The organism is Telluria sp. ZB4P34, from assembly GCF_059686055.1.
Genome location: NZ_JCASIF010000009.1, coordinates 95,095 through 117,169 on the forward strand (window position 1 = coordinate 95,095; position 22,075 = coordinate 117,169).

The following is a 22,075-nucleotide window of genomic DNA, read 5'->3' on the forward strand; positions in this document are numbered from 1 at the left end:
GGCGAATATATCGTAGCGAATACAGAAATATCGATGTTCGGAAGCGAAAGATGAGTTCACAACAGCTTGCAAGTGTCAAGGAGCTAACCGGAAACCAGTCGCAACGCGATGCGCAGCTAAGACAGCAGGTAATTTATTCTTTCCTGGTCAAAATCATTAGCGTTGCAACAACCCTGTTGTTGATACCGCTGATGATGGGCTCCCTAGCTCCGGAAAAATATGCGGTCTGGTTGACTTTGTCATCATTGTTCGCATGGCTGAGCTTGTTCGATTTTGGTTTGGGTAACGGGCTGCGGAATAAACTTGCAAAAGCGCTCGCCAGAAATGACACGAGCCTGGGGCGCGAATATGTAAGCACTACTTATGCATGTGTAGCTGCTCTGGTCGCCATCTTGCTCCTGTTTTTCTTGTTACTGGTCCCGCACCTGAGCTGGCAAACGATATTGAATGCTCCCTCGGTGCCGGAAGATGAGTTGCGGACTGTCGCAATCCTCGTCGTCACTCTGTTTCTAGTTCGTTTTGTTTTTCAGCTGGTCGGGATTCTGTACACCGTCATCCATAGACCGGCTGTCAGCAATATTCTCGCTGCGATAGGAAATCTGTTAAGTTTTCTCGCTATCCTGGCGGCGCATCTCCTCTCAATCGGGAGCTTGGCTTTGTATGCCGGAATATTAGTAGGGGCGCCGCTGCTTGTTCTGATACTTGCGACGATCGTTGCGTTCACCACGACGCATCGCTCCTTAATTCCTTCTCTACATTGTTTTAGGAAGGAACAGGTACAAGAACTGGCCAGCTTGGGAGGAACGTTCCTGTTAATCCAAATAGGGGCGCTCGTCTTGTTTTCAAGCGCCCCGATGATCATCGCGCACACGCTAAACCCGCAGGAAGTGATTGCTTACAATGTGGCCCTAACCTACTTTCAACTACCAGTGATCGGCTACGCAATCGTCATGTCGCCTATATGGAGTGCGGTCACTGATTCGTATACGCGCAACGAGATCGATTGGCTTGAAACTACACTTAAAAGATTGAATCGTCTGTCAATTTTATTTTGCGTTGGAATTGTTGGAATGCTCCTAGCAAGTCCGCTGGTATACCAAATTTGGCTCGGAGAACAGGTAGAAATACCTTTTATCCTCTCATTCTCTATGGCTGTCTTTGCGGTGATCAATGTAGTTCTGTCGCCGTACACAAGTTTTATAAATGGGATTGGAAAGATATCGCTAACCGCAGTCATCGTAGCGATCACGATTTGCGTGTATTTCCCTCTTGCATTCTCTTTGACAAACGCTCTCGAGTCGAGCGCTGGCGTCATGTTTGCCACTTGTCTTGTGAATGCAGTCGGACTCTACTACCAGCCTCGTCAGGTAAAGCTCCTTTTGAAACACAAAGCCGCGGGCATATGGGCGAGGTAGTTCGATGAAAAACGTATTGATAATACATCACGGCCAAGGGCTGGGCGGCGGTCTGGTTGCCCTCGTCGGACTCATCGAGGAGCTGAGGCGCGATCACGATATTACCGTTTTTTGCATCTATCGTAGCGATGCAGTCGAATACCTGGAACAGCAAGGTATTCCTGTCTTTGTTTGCAGTAGCTCGTTCTACCAGAAGCATTATGATTTGTTCGTTCACTCGGCAGCGTCGTTTCCAACGCTCCTGAACTTGATTAGAAGCCTGCGCTCGATAGTTTTGTATTTCTTGAGTGCGTACATATTTGCGCCGCGAGCGATAAAGGAAAACGGTACGAATTTTGATCTGGTTTACCTCAACTCGCTGTTTATTTCCGATTGGGCTATCGCCGCTAAAAGTCTTGGGAAGAAGGTAATTCTTCACGTGAGGGAGCCACTCTCGCCCGGTCTGCTTGGATGGCGTGCCGGTTTGATACGAAAGTTTGTCAATAGAAACGCGGATTTGGTCGTTGCCGTGTCAGAAGATAACAGGACGCGTTTGGCGCCCACGTGTCTTTCGCACACCGTATATGATCCGATCGTAACCAATACACGCATGGAACAGGATCTCGAAGTAGACGAGAATTTGAAATATTTCGTTTATGTTGGGGGAAGTCAGCGAATAAAGGGTTTTGAGCAGCTGGTCAACGCGCTTGAGCATCTTAACGACAATGTCCGTATATTCTTCCTCGGTCATACGCACGAGATCGCCGCAACAGGTCGTCCAGCATTTCGCATCCGTAAGCTTCTGTCGACATACTCGCGCAAGTTGCCTCGGCTGGCAGCTAAATTGGCCAGTTCGAAACATGTCCTGATGGTAGGGTCTACGAACGACGTGTTCTCGTATTATCAGAGATCAATCGCATTGATTTCGCCATTTGCTGTTCCGCATGCTTCTCTGCCGATCCTGGAAGCGATGAGTATTGGCAAGCCGATTATCGCGTCGGACGTCGAGGGCACGCTGGAGCTGGCGGGAAGAGGAACTGGCCTGATTTTCGAAAACGGGAATGCAGCCGATCTGGCCCGCGCGATAAACCAGATGGCAGAGATGCCACAATCAACGCTGGAAACGTTCGGGCAACAAGGGGTGCGACAGTTCCAGAGTCTGTATTCAAAAAATGTTAGCATCTCGGACGCGATAACTGTCTTATGAATGTTCGTAACTATTTGCCGCTGCTGTTGGTGGTGCTTTACATTTCAGACGATACGGTAATCTTCGGAACGAATGCGAACCAGTTTTTCGTTATCGCCAAGTACGTGATTTATGTGTCGCTGATTGTGTGGCTGCTGATGGCGAATAATATCGATTCGGAACGCTTCAATAATAAAAACTTTCTGGCCTTATTTGCGTTGTTGGCGTCATTTTTAGCTACTATGGTGTTCAATGCCGACTTTCGAAACGGCTACGTCCTGGAGTTGATCGTCATCGTGTTGTCCGTGATGATTGCAAAACGAATTGTCCTTGCCGAATTCCTGCATGCATATTCGCGCGTCTTGTTTTGGATTACTTCGTTTTCCCTCTTTGCTTTCGTCGCTTCGATCGTTGCGCGGCCCCTTGTTGACATATTCCCAGTAATCACGAATTACGGCGGGGTGGAGTTTACCAATCTGGTTTTTGCGGTAGTTTTTCGCGATACCGAAGTGGTTCGTAATACAGGGGTCTTCCGAGAACCCGGGGTATTTGCCCTGTATTTGCTTGTAGGTATTCTTGTCGAGCTGTTCTATAATCCAGTCGTGAACAGATGGCGACTTTCGATTTTTCTCGCGGGATTGCTTACAACGGTCTCGACTACGGGGATCCTGATTTTAGGAGTGCTTGTCACCGCATTCTTCGTCCGTGCTCGAAGCACCAAGGCGCTGGCGGTTTTTTTCATCGCTATTGCTACGGCAATGGTGGCATTTATCTACGTGCCGGGCGTTACCGAGAAATTCTTGTCAAAATTTAATGCGGAATCGAGCGATTTCGTAAGCGCATTAGCGCGAATGTCATCGTTCACCGTCCCGTTTATGATTTTTATTAATAATCCCGTCGCAGGTGTCGGCCTGAGCCGGTTTGTTGATCTTTATTTAATTTATTCCGAGCAGCTTTTCGGTTTTCCCATCAATCCGGACTCGTTCTCGACAAATACGATCATCAATACCTTCGCTATTTTTGGCGTCGTCTTTGGGATGATGATGATGGCGGGTTTGTACAGGCTAGCGAACATGCTAGGCGGGGCGGGAATCGCAAGACTGATGATTTTTATTGGTCTGTTCATGATGTATAGCAGCCAGGAACTGCGTTTCTCGTTATTTTTCAATGTGCTGATTATGTGCGGTTTGTTTGGTTTGAACCAGAAACTTGGGAAGAGGGTGTGAACGAGATGGACTGCCTGTTCCTGACAAGTCTTTTTCCTGAAGAGCTGACCACGACCATTGCTGAGGAAAGCAAAGGGCCTGTCGCTAACGCCAATAATGCGTTTCAGTGGGCGCTCGTCGCTGGCCTGGTGCGGAATTTTGAAAACGTACGCATAGTGAACCTGCCAAATGTCGGCTCGTTTCCGAATCGGTACAAAAAATTGTTCTTTCCTGCCAGTCCAATTTCGCAGCGCAACGGTGCTTCGGGCGAGTCAGCTGGATTTTTGAACCTTGTCGGCTTGAAACATTTGAGCCGATACTTCGCCACGCGCAAGGCGCTGACGAGAGCTTTTCAGGCGTCAAGCAGGGCTCGAACCCTCCTGATCTACGACCTGCATGTCCCATTCCTCGCTGCAGCAGTGAAACTGAAAAAGGCAATTCGAGGTGTAAAGATAGTTGTAATCGTGCCTGACTTGCCTGGATTTACTGGTACAGAGAAAACGTTCCTCCATCGAATCTACGAGCGCGTAGAAGCTGGATTTCTTGCAGACTTGTACCGCGAAATTGATGGCTACATTCTGCTCAGTGAACACATGACAGAGCGCCTTCCCCTAGAATCGAGGCCGTATCGGGTTCTTGAAGGAATCTTTGACGAAGCTTCTTGCAAAACGGATGCTGGTGCCGAAGAGCCCTCGCTTGAAAAGACAGTGTTCTATTCTGGCTCCCTGGATGAAAGAAATGGAATTTTGACACTGGTCGAAGCCTTCAGGAAAATCGAACGGCCGAACTATCGCTTGGTCATTTGCGGTGCGGGGAACACCGTTGAGAAAATCAAATCGGCCTGTATTGATGACCCGCGGATAAGATATTACGGTCAAGTTTCCCGTCCTACGGCTCTCGGACTTCAGCGCAAGGCGAACCTACTTGTCAATCCGAGGCCGCCAGAAGGAATCTTTACCCGGTATTCGTTCCCGTCGAAGACGATGGAATATTTGGCATCGGGTGTGCCTGTTTTGATGTACAAGCTGGAGGGGATTCCGGACGAATATTATGAGCACTGTTTCGTTGTTAGTGAGACCGGCGCTTACGGGCTGAGCCGCGCAATCGAGGCGGCGTGTGAATCCGATCCTGGTTTCCTGGCTAAGAGAACATCGCGGGCGCGCAATTTTATATTGAAAGAGAAGAACGCGCAGAAGCAATGCGGGAAGATTCGCGCAATTGCTGATGAGGTTGTTAGGGATTGACGTGAACATTATTCTAAACGCTAGTACGTTAACGGTCGGCGGCGGGGTTCAAGTGGCCGCATCTGTCATCAGCGAGCTCCGAAGCAGACTGGATTGCCGGTTTCTCGTTTTCCTGTCACATCCGGTAGCCATGGCGATTGCTGGAATTGATTTCCCGGATAATTTCTCCTTCCACGTTCTGGATTCCCCGGCGCCACTACGGACTCGGCGCGCGATAGTCGAGCAAATGAGGCGATTGGAAGCCAGTTTTGCTCCGGACTTTGTGCTGACAATTTTTGGACCTTCGTATTGGCGACCGAGGGCATATCATATCTGTGGTTATGCACTTCCCTGGTTTATCATGCCGGAGAGTCCTGCGCATGCGCAACTCGATATTCGCCAGAAACTGAAGAACTGGCTATTGAAGAAATATAAATGGCATCATTTTTCTTCTGAATGTGATGCGCTGTGGTGTGAAACCGCCGATGTTCGAAAACGAATTAATTCGACTTTCAATTTCCCATTGGAAAATATATCCGTTGTCGGTAATACCTACAACGAACATTTCGCGAGATATCGTGACGAAGGTGTCCCGGATCGACAGGGGAAGGATGAAGTGTTCAGGTTGGTCACCGTGTCGGCATACTATCCTCACAAGAACCTCGAAATTATAAAACGTGTTATTCCATATTTGATCGGAAAGATCAGGTTTCAGTTTGTTCTGTCCATTCGTGTCGAGGATTTCGATAGAATTTTTTCCGACTCGGAGAAAGAGTATGTTGTAACGTTAGGACCCGTGGCGCCCAGAGACTGTCCCCGGCTCTATATCGATTCCGATGTCATGTTCTTGCCGACTTTGATGGAATGTTTTTCGGCGAGCTATCCGGAGGCATTCGTCATGCGGCGGCCGGTACTGACTTCCGATTTGTCTTTTGCAACATCGTTATTGGGCGACGCGGCTGTTTATTTCGATCCTGAAAATCCCGAGGACATCGCCGCCAAGATTTTGGCCGTGCAGGGGGACCGCGAACTTTACAACCGCCAAGTCGAGAAGGGGATGAGAAAACTGTCTGATTTTACCTCTGCGGCGAGCCGTGCCAGAGAATTGTTGTCGTTGGGCGTCAATGCTGTACGTCCCCATTAATCATAGCTGTTGAAAAATTCCTGCTCTGTCGAGCATAAACATACTAGGTGGATCTCGTGTTTGATAATAAAGTACTTTTAATTACCGGTGGGACTGGCTCTTTCGGTAACGCAGTTTTGAAACGTTTCCTCGACACGGGAATTGCAGAAATCCGCATTTTTAGCCGGGATGAGAAGAAGCAAGATGACATGCGCAAGAGGTATAACAACCCGAAGCTGAAGTTCTACATCGGCGACGTGCGCGATGCACGAAGTGTTGCCGGTGCGATGCGCGGTGTCGACTTTGTGTTCCATGCCGCGGCGCTGAAACAAGTCCCATCATGCGAATTTCACCCGATGCAGGCGGTCCGCACGAACGTGATGGGCACGGAGAACGTGCTGGACGCAGCCATCGCAGCTGGTGTCAAGCGTGTCATTTGCCTCAGCACTGACAAGGCCGTCTATCCGATCAACGCCATGGGCATCAGCAAGGCAATGATGGAAAAGGTAATGGTCGCCGCCAGCCGCAACCTCGAAGGAACCGGTACCGTGATCTGTGGCACGCGCTACGGTAATGTTATGGCATCGCGTGGTTCCGTCATTCCACTGTTTGTCGATCAGGTTTTCTCCGGCAAGCCGATCACGATTACCGACCCCACCATGACGCGCTTTATGATGACGCTTGCCGACGCAGTTGACCTCGTCCTCTATGCGTTCGAACACGGTAATAATGGCGACATTTTCGTGCAAAAGGCACCGGCCGCCACGGTCGAGGTATTGACGCGTGCGATCCTCGAAATCATGGGGAAGCCGGACCATCGTGTCGAGATCATGGGTACGCGCCATGGCGAAAAGCTCTATGAAGCCCTGATGGGTCGTGAGGAAATGGCTTGCGCCCAGGATATGGGTGATTATTTCCGCATTCCTCCAGATGGTCGCGATCTCAACTACTCTAAATTCGTGGACCAGGGTGAAGCGAGGCTGACGGAAACCACGCACGGGGAGGACTACAATTCTCACAACACAACCCGGTTGGAAGTCGAGGGGATGAAGCAGCTGTTGTTAAAGCTTGACTTCATGCGCCGGATTGCCGCCGGCGAACGCGCTGTCGCTGAGGAATAATTATGCGCATCCTGATTACCGGCGCTGGCGGGTTCATCGGCAAAAACCTGCAGCTGCACCTGGCTGAACGAAAAGATGTCGAAGTCGTGTGCTTCACTCGTGCCGACAACATGGAAACCCTAGCTTCACTGGTGCAGGATAGCGACTTCATCTTCCACCTTGCGGGCGTAAATCGTCCGCAGGACCCGGCAGAGTTTGTTACAGGTAACGCTGACCTGACCCAGGCAGTGTGCGCTGCAGTGCGGGCAACTGTACAAGCCACTGGTAAAACAATTCCAGTGGTTTATACCTCATCGACTCAGGCCGAACGCGACAACGACTATGGCTCGAGTAAGCGAGCCGCAGAGCAGACTCTGCTCGAATTGTCGCGGCAGCATGGGGTCCCGGTGCACGTTTTCCGTCTTCCAAATGTGTTCGGAAAGTGGTGCCGACCGAATTACAACTCGGCCGTTGCAACGTTCTGCCACAACATCGCCCGCGGGCTGCCGATTCAGGTGAACGATGCTGCAGCATCGGTGACCCTGGTATACGTTGACGACGTCATTGCGCGTTTCTTACAGCTGATGGATGGGGCCGATGCCACGTTCGACGCTAATGGCTTTGCGACCGTGTCGCCGCAGTACTCGACGACGGTCGGGGAGCTGGCCGAACAGATCGCAGGGTTCAAAGCGAGTCGAGAGACCTTGATGACCGCACGGGTCGGTACCGGGCTGCTGCGCGCCCTGTATTCGACCTACCTGAGTTATCTGCCGACAGAGTTGTTTGCTTACTCGATTAAGCAACACGGTGACCCGCGCGGGGTATTCGTCGAGATGTTAAAAACGCCAGACTGCGGCCAGTTTTCATATTTCACGGCGCATCCCGGCGTTACCCGCGGCGGACATTACCACCATACCAAGACCGAAAAATTCCTCGTCATCAAAGGGGTGGCACGCTTCAAGTTCCGTCACATGCAAACTGCGGAAACGCACGAATTGATTACGACCGGTGATAATCCAACCATCGTCGAGACCGTACCTGGATGGACGCACGACATTACCAATATGGGCAGCGTCGAGATGGTCGTCATGCTGTGGGCAAATGAAGTATTCGACCGGTCGCGGCCAGACACTTTCGCTTGCCTGCTGTGATGAGTAGCGCCATTGCCGCTTGCATCGCGTGACTACAGGACTACCCCTACTTTTCCCTTGATATGAAAAAATTAAAAGTGCTTACTGTGGTCGGTACCCGACCAGAAATCATTCGTCTTTCTCGCGTAATGGCTCGGCTTGATGAGCACTGCGATCATGTGCTGGCGCATACGGGTCAGAACTACGATTACGAGCTGAACCAGATCTTCTTCGAAGATCTCGGGGTTCGCAAGCCGGACCATTTCCTTAATGCTGCCGGAGGCAATGCAGCTGAAACAATTGGGAAGATTATCATTGCGGTCGATGCGGTCCTTGCAGACGTCCAGCCGGAGGCAGTACTGATCCTTGGTGATACCAATAGCTGTCTGGCCGCAATTCCAGCGAAACGCCGCAAGATTCCTATTTTCCATATGGAAGCAGGCAACCGTTGCTTCGACCAGCGCGTGCCGGAAGAAACCAACCGCAAGATCGTCGACCATGTCGCCGACGTCAACCTGACCTATAGCGACATCGCGCGCGAGTACCTGCTGCGCGAAGGCCTGCCGCCAGACCGCGTCATCAAGACCGGCAGCCCGATGTTCGAGGTGCTGACGCACTACCGCGTCGGCATCAACGCCTCTGACGTGGTGGCGCGCCTGGGCCTGCAGGAAGGGAGCTACTTCGTGGTCAGCGCGCACCGTGAAGAGAACATCGAATCGGATCAGAACTTCGGCCGCCTGGTCGAGGTGCTGAACGGCGTCGCCGAACAGTTCGGCCTACCGGTCATCGTCTCGACCCACCCGCGCACCCAGAAGCGCATCGACGCCTCCGGCGCCAACTTCCACCCGCTGGTCAGGCTGATGAAGCCGATGGGCTTCATGGACTACGTGAAGCTGCAACTGGACTCGAAAGCAGTCCTGTCGGACAGCGGCACCATTACCGAAGAGTCCTCGATCCTGAACTTCCCGGCCCTGAACATCCGCGAAGCGCACGAGCGCCCGGAAGGCATGGAAGAAGCCTCGGTCATGATGGTCGGCCTGAGCGTGGAGCGCGTGCTGCAGGCCTTGGCGGTGCTCGACAGCCAGCCGCGCGGCGCGGAGCGCCTGCTGCGCCAGGTGGCTGACTACAGCATGCCGAACGTATCCGACAAGGTGGTGCGCATCGTCCACAGCTACACCGACTACGTGAATCGCGTGGTGTGGAAAAAGGCGTAGGAGGCGGCGATGCGTTTGCTCGTGGTGACGCAGTATTTTTGGCCGGAGAATTTTCGGGTGAATGATCTGGTTGCGGAACTGGTGTCCCGGGGGCATGAGGTCACCGTCCTGACAGGTCATCCTAATTATCCAGCAGGCGAATTCTTTCCCGAATTCCTGGCGGATCCTGCGAAGTTCAATAGTTTCGCTGGCGCGACGGTCGTGCGTGTGCCTCACACCGCGCGCGGCAAGGGGGGAGCCCGACTGCTGCTGAACTATTTTACGTTCGCTGCGAGCGCGACGATCCTGGGCGCATGGAAGCTCCGTGGGCGTCACTTCGACGCCATTTTCTGCTATGAACCCTCGCCGATCACAGTGGGCCTGCCGGCGGCCGCCTTGCGCGCGCTGAAAAAAGCGCCAGTCGGTTTCTGGGTACTGGATTTGTGGCCTGAAACCTTGCACGCGATCGGTGTCCTCAAGTCACAGCGGCTGCTCAACATGGTAGGAAAGCTCGTATCGTTCATCTACCGGCGTTGCGACCTGATCCTGGCGCAGTCACGCAGTTTCATCCCCCAGATTAAGAAATACGCGGGTCAGGACAGCAGGGTGGAATATTTTCCCAGCTGGGCGGAGGCTGTGTTCGACATGAGCAGCGTGACCCCCGCAGCGGAACTCCGAGCAGAGCCGCACACCTTCACTGTCATGTTCGCGGGGAACGTGGGGGATGCACAGGATTTCCCCGCGATCCTTGCCGCCGCCGAAGAGTTGAAACACGATAGCCGGATTCGCTGGGTCATCGTCGGGGACGGGAGAATGAGCGGCTGGCTGGAGAAAGAAGTGGAAAAACGCGGTCTTTCGAATTGTTTCCTGTTGATGGGACGCTACCCGGTGGACCGCATGCCCAGCTTCTTCAAACATGCATCGGCGTTGCTGGTGTCGCTGAAGGACCAGCCGATATTTTCAATGACTATCCCGGGCAAGCTGCAGTCCTATTTGGCGGCTGGCATTCCCTTGCTCTGTATGTTGAACGGAGAAGGTGCCGACGTTGTCGATCGCGCTGGCGCAGGCCTGACTTGCAATGCTGGTGACTCGCACGGTCTTGCGCAGGCGGTATTGCGTCTCGCAGCCATGACCCCGCAGGAGCGGCAGTACATGGGCGACGAAGCCATTGCGGCAAGCAAGGCCCAGTTCGACCGCGATCGTCTGATCAGCCAATTGGAGTCGATGTTTGCCGACCTGATTAATTGCAAAAGTGGAACCACATCCAATATAAAGATGACTCAATGATCCTAGTCACTGGAAGCAACGGATTCGTCGGGCGGGAACTGTGCAGTGTTCTTGCAGCTCGCGGACTTCCATTTCGGGCAGCTGTGCGCAAAGCCGCGGGACCTGGACAAGCGGCGGTCGGAGACTTGAATCGGTCGACCGATTGGCGCGAAGCCTTGGCAGCTTGCACCACGGTGATTCATTTGGCGGCGCGCGTCCATGTGATGTCCGATACCTCCGAGGACCCCCTCACCGCTTACCGCGAGGTGAATGTCGAAGCTACCCTTCGCTTGGCGCGCCAGGCAGTAGAGGCTGGGGTCCGGCGATTCGTCTTCGTCAGCAGCGTCAAGGTTAACGGTGAAGCGACCCGAGGCAAGCCGTTCGCGGCAAGCGATCACCCGGCTCCTTGCGACCCCTATGGCCAGTCAAAGATGGAAGCTGAGGCCGCGCTATTGTCACTGGGCCGCGAGACCAGGCTCGAGGTGGTAATCGTGCGCCCGCCGCTAGTGTACGGTCCCGGCGTCAAAGCCAATTTCCTGAACTTGGTGAAGTTGGTGCGGAAGGGGATGCCTTTGCCCTTTGGACGCGCGGATGGATACCGCAGCATGGTTGCACTGGATAATCTGGTCGATCTACTTATCAGATGTGCGATGCATCCGAACGCGCCAGGGTCGATCTTCATGGTCTCTGATGGACAGGACGTGAATATCGGTGATCTGGTGCGGATGATCGGCAACGCGATGGACAAGAAGGTCTACCTTCTCCCTGTACCGCCGAACCTGCTGCGTTATGCAGCGGGATTGCTAGGAAAGTCGGCTGTCACCGACCGCCTATTCGGTTCCCTTCAGGTAGATATGCGGGCAACGATGGAGCGCCTGGAATGGAAGCCGGTGATATCACCCCAGCAGGCAATTGATAAGACGGTACACCATTTTTTGCAGACCCGATGAACCAGCACCCTGTCTGCCGAGATTTCGGCAGACAGGCTCTGGCAACATATTCTGCGCAGCTCAGTGTGACAGGCACACCTGTTTCAGGGACGTGAATGGCAGCGCTCTGTCGAGTGCACGATAGTCCTGCCAACCGGGCGGGAATCACAAGGTCGGCATGGCGTGCACTCGGCGCCGGCCGTGCCGGCGCTTACTAGTGCGTCTCAGTGCGTAATACCGTCGCGGCGTGCGACCTTGATAAAGGTGAGCAGCATGACTTTCGCATCGAAGCTCACTGATTGCTTGCGCAGGTAATCCGCGTCGAGGCGGACCTTGTCCTGCAGCGGCAGTTCGTCGCGCCCGTTGATCTGGGCCCAGCCGGTCAGGCCTGGTCGGATCGCGTGCACGCCGTGCTCAGTACGCATCTCGATCAGGTTCTGCTGGTTGTACAAGGCCGGGCGCGGGCCGACAATGCTCATGTCGCCGCGCAGGATGCACCACAGCTGCGGCAGTTCGTCCAGGCTGCTGCGGCGCAGGAAGGCACCGACCGGCGTCAGGTACTGGTCCGGGTTCGTCAGCAGGTGCGTGGCAACCACCGGGGTATCCACGCGCATGGTACGCAGCTTCGGCATCGAAAAGATCTGGTTGTCGCGTCCCACCCGGTCCGACCAGTACAGCACCGGACCCTTGGAGGTGAACTTCACGACCAGCGCGAGCACGAGGAACAGCGGGAGGAAGATGACGCAGGCGACCAGCGACAGGATAAAGTCAATTGCACGTTTCATTCAAGCTTACCTATTGATACCAAAAAAATTCAGGCGCGTGCCTCTTCCAGGTTCAGCAATTCTGCGCTGCCACCAGTGCGCATCTTGTTCTGTTTCCAGAGGTGGTCATTGATCTCGGAGGATGGCACGAACTCGGGCACGATCTTGCGCAGCTGGGCACGGATCGCATCCTGGTCGGCACGGCTGCAGGCCTCATCGAGATTCTTCAGCATGATTTCCAGGAAAGGCCAGGCGATCTCGGCTTCCTGCGCACGCATGATGAGGGGGTGCTCGGTGCCGGTGACGTTGTCGCCGATGAGCAGTTCCTCGTACAGCTTTTCGCCCGGGCGAAGGCCAACATACTGGAGTTCGATGCCGTTGGGCGCCGACAGGGAACGCACCTCATGCCCGCTGAGGTGGACCATCTTCTTGGCCAGGTCGGCGATCTTGACCGGATTGCCCATGTCGAGCACAAAGACGTCGCCGCCCTGGCCCATGGAACCGGCCTGGATGACCAGCTGAGCCGCTTCCGGGATCGTCATGAAATAACGCGTGATCTCCGGGTGGGTCAGGGTGATTGGACCACCGGCCGCGATCTGGCGGCGGAACAGCGGCACCACCGAACCCGAGGAGCCCAGGACGTTTCCGAAACGGACCATGCAGAAGCGGGTTTGTGGGTGCTGGCGAGCGAAAGCTTGGAGGATCAGCTCGGCAAGACGCTTGGTCGAGCCCATGACATTGGTCGGGCGCACGGCCTTGTCGGTGGACACCAGCACGAAGCATTTTACCTTTGCCGCCACTGCTGCGCGGGCGAAGCTGAGGGTGCCGAAAACGTTGTTGCGAATGCCTTCGACCGGATTCTGCTCGACCAGCGGGACGTGCTTGTAGGCGGCTGCATGGTAGACCGTATCGACGGCATAGGTTTCCAGGATGTCCTTCGATTTCTGGAAGTCGAGCACGGAGCCCATGAAGGGCACAATGTCGGTTGCCAGTTCATTGGCGGCCACATAGCCGCGCAACTCCTGGTCGATGCTGTACAGCGCGAATTCCGTCAGTTCGAGCAGGACCAGGCGCCGCGGCGCCAGCTTCACGATCTGGCGGCACAGTTCGGAGCCGATCGAGCCTCCGGCGCCGGTGACCAGCACCGTCTTCCCGGCAATGCATTGGGACAGCAGTTCGTTGTCTGGCGCCACCGGATCGCGGCTGAGCAGGTCTTCGATCTGAATCTCACGTACATCGTTGACCCGCGACATCCCCCGGATCACTTCCTTCATCGGAGGAATGACCTTGATCTTGACCGTCAGTGGGGTGAGCGACTCGATCAATCGGCGCTGTTCGGCACTGCTCAACGATGGCATGGCCAGCAGGATCGCGCCGATCGCTTCGCGTTCGACCAAGGTGGACAGGAAGCGGGGGGAGTGTACCTTGATGCCGGAAATGGTCACGCGCTGCAGCTGCGGATTGTCGTCGACGAACGCGACCGGCAGGTATTCCTGCCCCGGCAACAGCGCATTGGCCAGCTGCATGCCGGCATCGCCGGCGCCATAGATGACGACGCGCGTACGCGGGCTGGCGCGTCGGTCGCCAATAAAGAAGCCTCGGGCGCTGAAGCGGCTCGCCAACAGGTACACCACCAGGATCGCGCCGAAAATCACGATTGGAGCCAGCGAGAAGCGTTCGCCAAGGGACAGCCGGGCCAGCAGGCCAAGCGCCAGCACGGTGAAGGCCGAACCTGTCAGCGCAATGATGACGATCTTGTGGTCGATATAACGGATGATCGCGCGATACAAGCCGATGCGTGCATACACTGGGATCGACACCAGCGGCGCCGCCATGACCAGCCAGCCATAATCGCTCAACGCGGCCGGCGCCAGCGTGTCGAAATGCAGTATCAATGCGATGACAAAAGCCAGCGACACGAAAATGAAATCGGTTGCGGCGGCGATTGCCTGTTTCTGACGACGTGGTAGGTCGAGGAATGTATTCTTCATATAACAGCGAATTTTTCTGGCATAAAACCGCACTTGACTGCAGTTGGTGGCGCGGGCTCGCCGCATAGAACAAACATGCGATTTTCCCTTAATTGATTAAGGGAGATTGTCACCATTTGTCACGAAGCGGACGAAAGAAGGACAGAAAGGTCGAGATGATGTCGACTAGACCGCCATGATACTTTATTGCTGAAAAAAAAGTCACCTACTGTAAGAAAATTCCTGCCGGGAGCTGCGCAGAAAATAAGCGTTTGGAAGGAGCGAAAGTGACTGCCGCTATCGTTCCGTAGAGGGAGAGTCCAGGTCGAGCGCAAAGACGCGTGTGGTAAGGGACTGTAAGCATTTTCCTACAACTTGTTGTAAAACGGGTACACTGCGACAGGCGGCATGACATGGCCAATCCGCTTGCGCCTACTCTCTTGAATTCACCTGAGCAGCCTGTTTTTTTCGGTATCGGCGTGCCCCCACCTATCTTTGTTCAAGGTCGGACGTCCTCCCGGATGTTGGCTCATGATATTCAAACTGATAAACTCCCGGGTTTATCCGTTGATTTAGAAGACGGCTTTTCCGTTTAACAGATATCCCGCCTTTTTTGCGTTTCCAATCTTGAAAATCGTCTTCAAAAATTCGTTCAGATACTCGTTCTATGGTTGTCTCCTGCTGGGAGCGGGCAGTGCGTTTGCCGCCGCGCCGAACGTGCAGGGGCAGTCGGGTTACGTCAACATGCCGAGCGCATGGATCGAACTCGACGGCACGTTCAGCGCCGGCTACAGTTACGACCGTCCCTACGGCAGCTTCTGGGCAACCGCGACAGTGCTGCCGATGCTGCAGGTAACCGGACGCTATGTCTCGATCAACGGCATTGCCGGCTTTACGGATGCCGAAGGCGAATACGGCAGTGAGTATGGCCGTTTCAAGGACAAGGTATTCAGCGCCAAGCTCAACTTGGTGAAGGAATCGCCGTGGATGCCAGCTGTCTCCGTAGGTTTCGATGACCTGCTGGGCACCGGATTGTTCAAGGGGCGTTATGTCGTGGCGTCCAAGATCCTGGGGGAGGCGAGGGAAATCGAAGCCAGTATCGGCTACGGCAGGCAGCGTCGCAGCGGCGCCTTTGCTGGCATGCGCTGGGCACCACGGGCCGCGCCCGGCTGGGCGCTGGTGGCCGAATACGACGCGACCGACTACAAGAACGATTTTAGGGGGGAGGAGAGCGGCGCCGCCCGGCGCAGCAAGGGACCGGCCGTCGGCGTGGAGTACCGCTGGGGCTGGCTTGGCGCCCAGCTGGCGCGCCACCGTGACCATTTCAGCGCCAACGTCTTCATGAGTGTTCCGTTCTTCGAGCGGGAATTCATACCGAAGCTGTACGAGCCGGCTTATTTTCAGGCGAAGAACGCGCCCTCCCGCGTCGGCGCAGGCGAATGGTACAGCAGCGGCCGCGCGGCGGCGCTGGTACAGGCGCTAGTCCGGCAGGACTACAAGAACGTGCGTGTCGAGCTCGATGACGGCGTCCTCAGGCTGACCTTAACCAACAACCGTATTTCCAACCTGGGACGGGCGATCGGACGGGCCAGCCGTACCGCGCTGGCCTTCGCGCCCGAGGGAACACGGACCATCCATGTCACGTATACCAGGCTCGAGCAGCCGATTGCCACGTACGAATTCGTCGACATGCAACGCCTGTCGGATTACCTGGCCGGACTGGGCGATCGCGAATCCTTCCTGCAAACCGTAGTGGTGCGTTATTCGAGCCCGGCGGACAAGGTCGGCGATGATCAGCAGGGCCTGCTTGCCTCGATCCGCGACGAAGGGGCCGCCCTGGGCGTACGCGTCGGTCACGAGGGCACCATGGTGCAGGTCAGCTCCGAGGACCGCGAGGCAAACCGCTTCAAACTCCAGCCCAAGCTATCGTTCTTCTTCAACGATCCGAGCGGCGCGCTGCGTTACGAAACTGCGGTGACCGCGAACTATGACAAGCGCCTCGGCGAAGGTCTGTATTTCAACAGCGCCCTCAAGCTGAACCTGCTCGAGAACGTGTCGGGCGTGACCCAGCCGTCAAACAGCGTGCTGCCGCACGTGCGTACCGATATCGCCGAGTACAAGCGTGGCAGCCGCTTCAAGCTCAACCGTGCCTTGCTCAACAAGTACATGATCCTGGACGAGCACTGGTATGCACGCGCTTCCGTCGGCCTGTACGAAGAGATGTTCCGCGGCGCCGGCGGCCAGGTCCTGTACCTGCCGCAGGACAGGCGCTGGGCCGCCGACTTGAGCGTCGACGCGCTCCAGCAGCGCGACTACAAGGGATGGTTGGGCAAGCGCGACTACAATACGGTGACCGCCATTGGCGCGCTCCATTACCGTCTGCCCTACGACATCACCGTCACTGGCCGCGCCGGGCGCTTTCTGGCCAAGGACCAGGGCGTGCGTCTGGAATTCAAGCGCCGTTTCCGCTCCGGCATGGAGATAGGGGCCTGGTACACCAAGACCAATGGCAAGGACATCACGAGTCCTGGCACTCCGTCGGATCCGTACAACGACAAAGGCATCTTCCTGTCCATTCCCTTGAATATCATGCTGCCTTCCGACAGCCAGGCATTCGCGGGATTCGCACTGTCACCATGGACGCGCGACGTTGGCCAGATGGTGGGAAGCCCGGGCGACCTGTACGACCTGTTCGAGGATCCTCGCCGCGACCTGAGCGCCTACGACGGCCTTGGAAACTTTGCGGAGCGCAAGGACGAGCAGCAGCTCGACGTGATCACCCAGCCGGTACGGCCGCTGCCGAGCGCATGGCCGGCATTCCGCTGGCGCCTGGAGCAGGCCGTGTCGACCACGCCGACGCTGCCGGAGTGGGCGAAGGGTAGCATGCTGGCGGGCGGCGCGATCGTGGTTGGTGCCCTGCTCGACAAGCCGGTGGATCGTCTCGTGCGGCCGCGGCAGGACACACGCGTTCTTGATGCATGGGGCAAGCTCGGCAAGTCAATGCCCATCGTACTAGCCGGCGCTGCCGGTGGCGCCGTCGCCTTTGGCGACAGGCGCATGCAGAACATGGGCATCATTTCGCTGCAGTCGATCGCCGGCGCGGCGGGCGTGTCAATGGTGAGCAAACGGGTCATCGGCCGGGCGCGCCCGGATGAGGAGCTGGGCGCGAGCAGTCGCAGCGGCAGGCGTTCGGATGCTTCGTTCCCATCCAACCATGCGTCGGTCGCCTTCGCCGCAGTCACGCCCTTCGCGCAGGAGTATGACGCGCCATGGCTGTACGGCCTGGCTGCGGTCGGTTCACTCGGGCGGGTAGCGGACCGCAAGCACTGGGTGTCGGACGTCGTTGCTGGCGGGGTAGTAGGGTACGCGATCGGCAGCTGGTTGTGGCAGACCCAGCGGGATGATTCAAAGTCGAGCTTTGCCGTCGTCCCGGGCACCAAGGAAATCGGCTTTTCCTGGAGTAGCACCTACTAAGATGGCTAGCGCTGTGCAGGCTGCCCGCATTTCAGAAAAAAAAATTGGCCGCTTCAAGCGGCCAATTTTTTTGCTGCCTGACGGCGAGCGTTCACTGGATCAGTGGTGAGTTGTGGCCGAGTGGGTAGTGCTCGAATCGTTGTTCGAGGCAGCAACGCCGACTGCAGCAACGGCAGCGCCGATGCCAACCAGGGCGGTGGTCGACAGGCCAGCCAGCGCGGTGCCGCCAAGCAGGCCAGCGGAACCGGCTGCGCCTGCGGCGCCGGCTGCGCCTGCGGTACCTGCAGCACCCGCAGCACCGGCGGTGCCGGTGCCTGCGGCGCCGGCAGTGCCAGCGGTGCCGGCAGTGCCAGCCGAGGTGCCGGTAGCGGCGCCAGTGGTTTGGGTTGCAGCAGCAGGTGCGCCGGTCTGGGCCAGCACTTGGGCCGACAGCAGGCTCAGGATCGCGCTAGCGACGAGAAGCTTTTTCATGTGGGGTCCTTGATTGTTCAGATTACAGAGGTGCAAAGTGCATCAATTGCAAGCACATTATAGTACTAAAAGATTTCTTTACACCAAAAAAAGGTACTGATCGTTACATTCTGGCACAGCCTGCCTTGGAACAAGGATCTAGTGCCGCTATTCATGCCAAGGGAATAGCTTGTTCGAAGAACAGGAGCTCCTCGGCCAAGCACCATGCAAGCCAGTGCTGCAAATACGGGGCACTTTCCCACTCTATTTTTGATATAGCCATGCGGCAATATCAGCGACAATGCTGACTTGGACTAGTCACGAAGAAAACAACGGGAACGAAAGATGGCGGACGACAGCGACGCAGAAAAGACGGAACCAGCGTCACCCCGAAGGCTCGAGAAAGCCCGGGAAGAAGGCGACGTTCCCCGATCGCGCGAGCTCGCCACCTTCACGGTCCTGATGACGGCCGGCGCCGGCCTGTGGATGACCGGCGGCCCGCTGATCGGCAAGCTGGAACAGGCCCTGCAGTCCGGCTTGAGCCTCAGCCGCGACCAGGTCTACAACCCGAACATCCTGATCGAACGCATCACGGCCGACCTGGTCGCGGTGTTGATTGCCTGCCTGCCGCTGGCCGGCCTCATCATGCTGGTCGCACTGGCCTCGCCGCTCCTGATCGGCGGCTGGAACTTCTCCTCGAAGGCTTTCCTGCCGAACTTCATGAAGCTGGACCCGATCAAGGGCATCGGCAACATGTTCTCCACCAATGCCATGATCGAACTGCTGAAGGCCATCGCCAAGACCCTGGTGGTGGGCGCCGTGGCCTGGGTCGTCATCATGGGGCAGAAGGAAGCGATGCTCGGCCTGGCGCTCGAGCCGCTCAATGCCGGCAGCGCCCACGTGGGCGAGATGGTGGCCAAGGCTTTCCTGTTCATCGTCGGCGCCCTGGGCGTGATCGCCGCCATCGACGGCCCCTGGCAGCTCTGGCACTACCACGACAAGATGAAGATGACGCGCCAGGAAATGATCCAGGAGTCGAAGGAGTCGGACGGCAATCCGCAGATTAAGGGGAAGATTCGCCAGATGCAGCGCGAAATGGCACGGGGTCGCATGATGCAGAATGTTCCTGATGCGGATGTGATCGTCACCAACCCGACGCACTATGCGGTGGCGCTGAAGTACAGCGACGGACAGAAGGGCGCGCCGCGGGTGGTGGCCAAGGGTGTCGACGACGTCGCTGCCAAGATCCGCGAACTGGGCGTCGAGCACAAAGTCACCATGCTGGAAGCCCCGGCCCTGGCCCGTGCGCTCTACAAGCACACCGACATCGACGAAGAGATTCCCGAGAAGCTGTTCTCGGCCGTGGCGGAAGTGCTGGCCTATGTCTACCAGCTGCGCGCCTACCGCAAGGGCGAAGGCCAGTATCCGGATCGTCCGACCAGGCTAACGGTGCCGGCCGAGATGGACCCGAACGATCCGGCCTACAAGGGACCGGGTAGCACAGCAACGAATAGCAGCGGAAACGACGGAGCATTGCACTAATGAACAGCATCAAACTGCCGGCATGGATGAACGGCCTGGGCGCACGCGGGGCCAGCGCGCTCGCCGCACCGCTCTTCATCATCATCCTGCTGGCGATGATGATCCTGCCGCTGCCGGCCTTCGTGCTGGACGTCTTTTTCAGCTTTAACATCGCCCTGTCGGTCATCGTGCTCTTGACCGCGCTGTACACGGTCAAGCCGCTCGATTTCATGGCTTTCCCGGCTATCCTGCTGGTGTCGACCATGCTGCGCCTGGCGCTCAACGTCGCCTCCACCCGTATCGTCCTGACCGAAGGCCACACCGGCGCCGGAGCGGCCGGCAAGGTGGTCGAAGCTTTCGGCCACTTCCTCATCGGCGGCAATTTCACCGTCGGTATCGTGGTCTTCATCATCCTCACCATCATCAACTTCTCGGTGGTGACCAAGGGCGCCGGCCGTATCGCCGAAGTCGGCGCACGCTTCGCTCTGGACGCGATGCCGGGCAAGCAGATGGCGATCGACGCCGACCTGAACGCCGGCCTGATCGGCGAAGCGGATGCGCGCAAGCGCCGCAACGAAGTGGCTCAGGAAGCCGAGTTCTACGGTGCGATGGACGGTGCGTCCAAGTACGTCAAGGGCGACGCTGTCGCCGGCATCATGATCACCCTGATCAACGTCATCGGCGGCCTGATCATCGGTGTGGTCCAGCACGACCTGAGTTTCGGCCAGGCTGCCGAGGTGTACACGCTGCTGGCCATCGGTGACGGCCTGGTGGCGCAGATCCCTTCGCTGATCATCTCGATCGCTGCCGGTATGGTGGTGTCGCGCGTGGCCAACGAGGACGACATCAGCAGCCAGGTGACGAACCAGCTGTTCGCCCGTCCGGAAGCCCTGTACATCACCGGCGGCATCATCTTCGCGCTGGGCCTGATTCCGGGCATGCCGAACCTGGTGTTCCTGCTGCTGGGCGGCGCGCTGTGCGGCGGCGGCTACATGATTGCCAAGCGCAAGCGCGAGCAGCCGGCCAAGGAAGCGGCAGCCGCCGCGGAAGCCGCCGCGACGGGCGCCGGCGCCGGCGGCCAGGCCGCCCCGGCCGAATCGGAAGAGGCGACCTGGCAGGACGTGATGGCGGTCGATACCCTCGGCCTGGAAGTAGGCTACCGCCTGATTCCGCTGGTGGACAAGACCCAGGGCGGCGAACTGCTCAAGCGCATCAAGGGCATCCGCAAGAAGTTCGCCCAGGAGGTCGGCTTCCTGGCGCCGCCAGTGCACATCCGCGACAACCTGGAGCTGAAACCCTCGGCCTACCGCATCACCCTCAAGGGCGTGGAAGTGGGCACCGGCGAAGCGATGAACGGCCAGTTCCTGGCGATCAACCCGGGCATGGCGAGCGGCACGCTGCCCGGCCAGCCGACCACCGATCCGGCCTTCGGCCTGCCGGCCACCTGGATCGACGCCGGCCTGCGCGACGAAGCGCAGAGCATGGGCTACACCGTGGTCGACGCCGGCACCGTGGTGGCGACCCACCTGAACCACCTGATCACGACCCACGCCTCGGAACTGCTGGGCCGCCTGGAAGTGCAGGACCTGCTCGATCACCTAGGCAAGGCGGCGCCGAAACTGGTCGAAGACCTGGTGCCGAAGGTCGTGTCGCTGTCGACGCTGCAGAAAGTGCTGCAGAACCTGCTGATGGAAGGCGTGCACATCCGCGACATGCGCACCATTATCGAAGCGCTGTCGGAATTCGCCGGCCAAACCCAGGATCCGGGCGAGTTGACCGCCATGGTGCGGGTGGCGCTGGGCCGGGCGATCGTCCAGCAGCTGTTCCCGGGCACCAACGAGCTGTCGGTGATGACCCTCGACAACCGCCTCGAGCGTTTGCTGATGCAGGCGATGGGGGCAGGCGGCGACGGCACCGGCATCGAGCCGGGCCTGGCCGACACCATCGCCCAGCAAGCAGCTAACGCGGCCGCCCAGCAGGAGCAGATGGGCCACAACGCAGTGCTGCTGGTGCCGGCCCCGCTGCGCGTGCTGCTGTCGCGCTTCCTGCGGCGCGCGGTGCCGCAGCTGAAGGTGCTGTCGCATAACGAGATACCCGAGACCAAGACTATTCGGGTGACCAGCCTGGTGGGCGTGCCGATGTAAGAG

17 protein-coding genes are annotated in these 22,075 nt (G+C 57.2%); 14 read left to right on the forward strand and 3 right to left on the reverse strand.

What is annotated here, in order from left to right; translation table 11 throughout:
• Positions 1 to 50 precede the first annotated feature (50 nt).
• From AC56KL_RS15705 to AC56KL_RS15750, 10 genes are all read left to right on the forward strand, one after another.
• Entirely contained in the window at positions 51 to 1,415 is a 1,365-nt protein-coding gene (locus tag AC56KL_RS15705; protein WP_497181093.1) for a lipopolysaccharide biosynthesis protein, read from the forward strand.
• Positions 1,416 to 1,419: 4 nt separating this feature from the next.
• Positions 1,420 to 2,601, forward strand: coding sequence for a glycosyltransferase family 4 protein (locus tag AC56KL_RS15710; RefSeq protein WP_497181094.1), 1,182 nt, complete (start codon positions 1,420 to 1,422; stop codon positions 2,599 to 2,601).
• On the forward strand, positions 2,598 to 3,806 hold the full coding sequence (locus AC56KL_RS15715) for a hypothetical protein (RefSeq protein ID WP_497181095.1): 1,209 nt from the start codon (positions 2,598 to 2,600) through the stop codon (positions 3,804 to 3,806). Before AC56KL_RS15710 ends, AC56KL_RS15715 begins: the two co-directional genes overlap by 4 nt.
• Positions 3,807 to 3,811: 5 nt before the next feature.
• The gene (locus AC56KL_RS15720) at positions 3,812 to 5,029 is read left to right on the forward strand and encodes a glycosyltransferase family 4 protein (protein ID WP_497181190.1); all 1,218 of its coding nucleotides are present in this window, start codon (positions 3,812 to 3,814) and stop codon (positions 5,027 to 5,029) included.
• Position 5,030: 1 nt separating this feature from the next.
• Positions 5,031 to 6,152, forward strand: a complete 1,122-nt coding sequence (locus tag AC56KL_RS15725) for a glycosyltransferase (protein ID WP_497181096.1) — start codon at positions 5,031 to 5,033, stop codon at positions 6,150 to 6,152.
• A 56-nt stretch (positions 6,153 to 6,208) separates the two neighbouring features.
• Positions 6,209 to 7,252, forward strand: a complete 1,044-nt coding sequence (locus AC56KL_RS15730) for a polysaccharide biosynthesis protein (protein WP_497181097.1) — start codon at positions 6,209 to 6,211, stop codon at positions 7,250 to 7,252.
• Positions 7,253 to 7,254: 2 nt separating this feature from the next.
• Positions 7,255 to 8,382 (forward strand): UDP-2-acetamido-2,6-beta-L-arabino-hexul-4-ose reductase, encoded by a 1,128-nt coding sequence (wbjC, locus tag AC56KL_RS15735; RefSeq protein ID WP_497181098.1) that lies wholly within the window; start codon positions 7,255 to 7,257, stop codon positions 8,380 to 8,382.
• A 62-nt stretch (positions 8,383 to 8,444) separates the two neighbouring features.
• On the forward strand, positions 8,445 to 9,575 hold the full coding sequence (gene wecB, locus AC56KL_RS15740) for a non-hydrolyzing UDP-N-acetylglucosamine 2-epimerase (protein ID WP_497181099.1): 1,131 nt from the start codon (positions 8,445 to 8,447) through the stop codon (positions 9,573 to 9,575).
• 9 nt (positions 9,576 to 9,584) lie between these two features.
• On the forward strand, positions 9,585 to 10,841 hold the full coding sequence (locus tag AC56KL_RS15745) for a glycosyltransferase family 4 protein (RefSeq protein ID WP_497181100.1): 1,257 nt from the start codon (positions 9,585 to 9,587) through the stop codon (positions 10,839 to 10,841).
• Positions 10,838 to 11,770, forward strand: coding sequence for a UDP-glucose 4-epimerase family protein (locus AC56KL_RS15750; protein ID WP_497181101.1), 933 nt, complete (start codon positions 10,838 to 10,840; stop codon positions 11,768 to 11,770). Before AC56KL_RS15745 ends, AC56KL_RS15750 begins: the two co-directional genes overlap by 4 nt.
• A gap of 203 nt (positions 11,771 to 11,973) precedes the next feature.
• Here the strand turns inward: AC56KL_RS15750 and AC56KL_RS15755 are convergent, their stop codons facing one another.
• The gene (locus tag AC56KL_RS15755) at positions 11,974 to 12,534 is read right to left on the reverse strand and encodes a sugar transferase (RefSeq protein ID WP_497181102.1); all 561 of its coding nucleotides are present in this window, start codon (positions 12,532 to 12,534) and stop codon (positions 11,974 to 11,976) included.
• Between the two features lie 29 nt (positions 12,535 to 12,563).
• A complete protein-coding gene (locus AC56KL_RS15760; RefSeq protein WP_497181103.1) occupies positions 12,564 to 14,570 on the reverse strand; it encodes a polysaccharide biosynthesis protein in 2,007 nt (668 codons plus the stop codon).
• A 326-nt stretch (positions 14,571 to 14,896) separates the two neighbouring features.
• Here AC56KL_RS15760 and AC56KL_RS15765 point away from each other — a divergent pair, with 326 nt between their 5' ends.
• Both AC56KL_RS15765 and AC56KL_RS15770 read left to right on the forward strand, forming a co-directional pair.
• Positions 14,897 to 15,079, forward strand: coding sequence for a hypothetical protein (locus tag AC56KL_RS15765; protein ID WP_497181104.1), 183 nt, complete (start codon positions 14,897 to 14,899; stop codon positions 15,077 to 15,079).
• Between the two features lie 31 nt (positions 15,080 to 15,110).
• A complete protein-coding gene (locus AC56KL_RS15770) occupies positions 15,111 to 17,957 on the forward strand; it encodes a YjbH domain-containing protein (RefSeq protein ID WP_497181105.1) in 2,847 nt (948 codons plus the stop codon).
• A gap of 99 nt (positions 17,958 to 18,056) precedes the next feature.
• Here the strand turns inward: AC56KL_RS15770 and AC56KL_RS15775 are convergent, their stop codons facing one another.
• Positions 18,057 to 18,428, reverse strand: a complete 372-nt coding sequence (locus tag AC56KL_RS15775) for a hypothetical protein (protein ID WP_497181106.1) — start codon at positions 18,426 to 18,428, stop codon at positions 18,057 to 18,059.
• A 324-nt stretch (positions 18,429 to 18,752) separates the two neighbouring features.
• On the opposite strand from AC56KL_RS15775, the gene flhB reads away from it, so the two are divergent.
• Positions 18,753 to 19,949: a flagellar biosynthesis protein FlhB gene (gene flhB / locus AC56KL_RS15780; protein ID WP_497181107.1), complete on the forward strand. Its 1,197-nt coding sequence runs from the start codon at positions 18,753 to 18,755 to the stop codon at positions 19,947 to 19,949.
• Complete coding sequence (flhA, locus tag AC56KL_RS15785; protein WP_497181108.1) at positions 19,949 to 22,072, forward strand: flagellar biosynthesis protein FlhA; 2,124 nt, start codon at positions 19,949 to 19,951, stop codon at positions 22,070 to 22,072. Before flhB ends, flhA begins: the two co-directional genes overlap by 1 nt.
• The last annotated feature ends 3 nt before the right edge of the window (positions 22,073 to 22,075 follow it).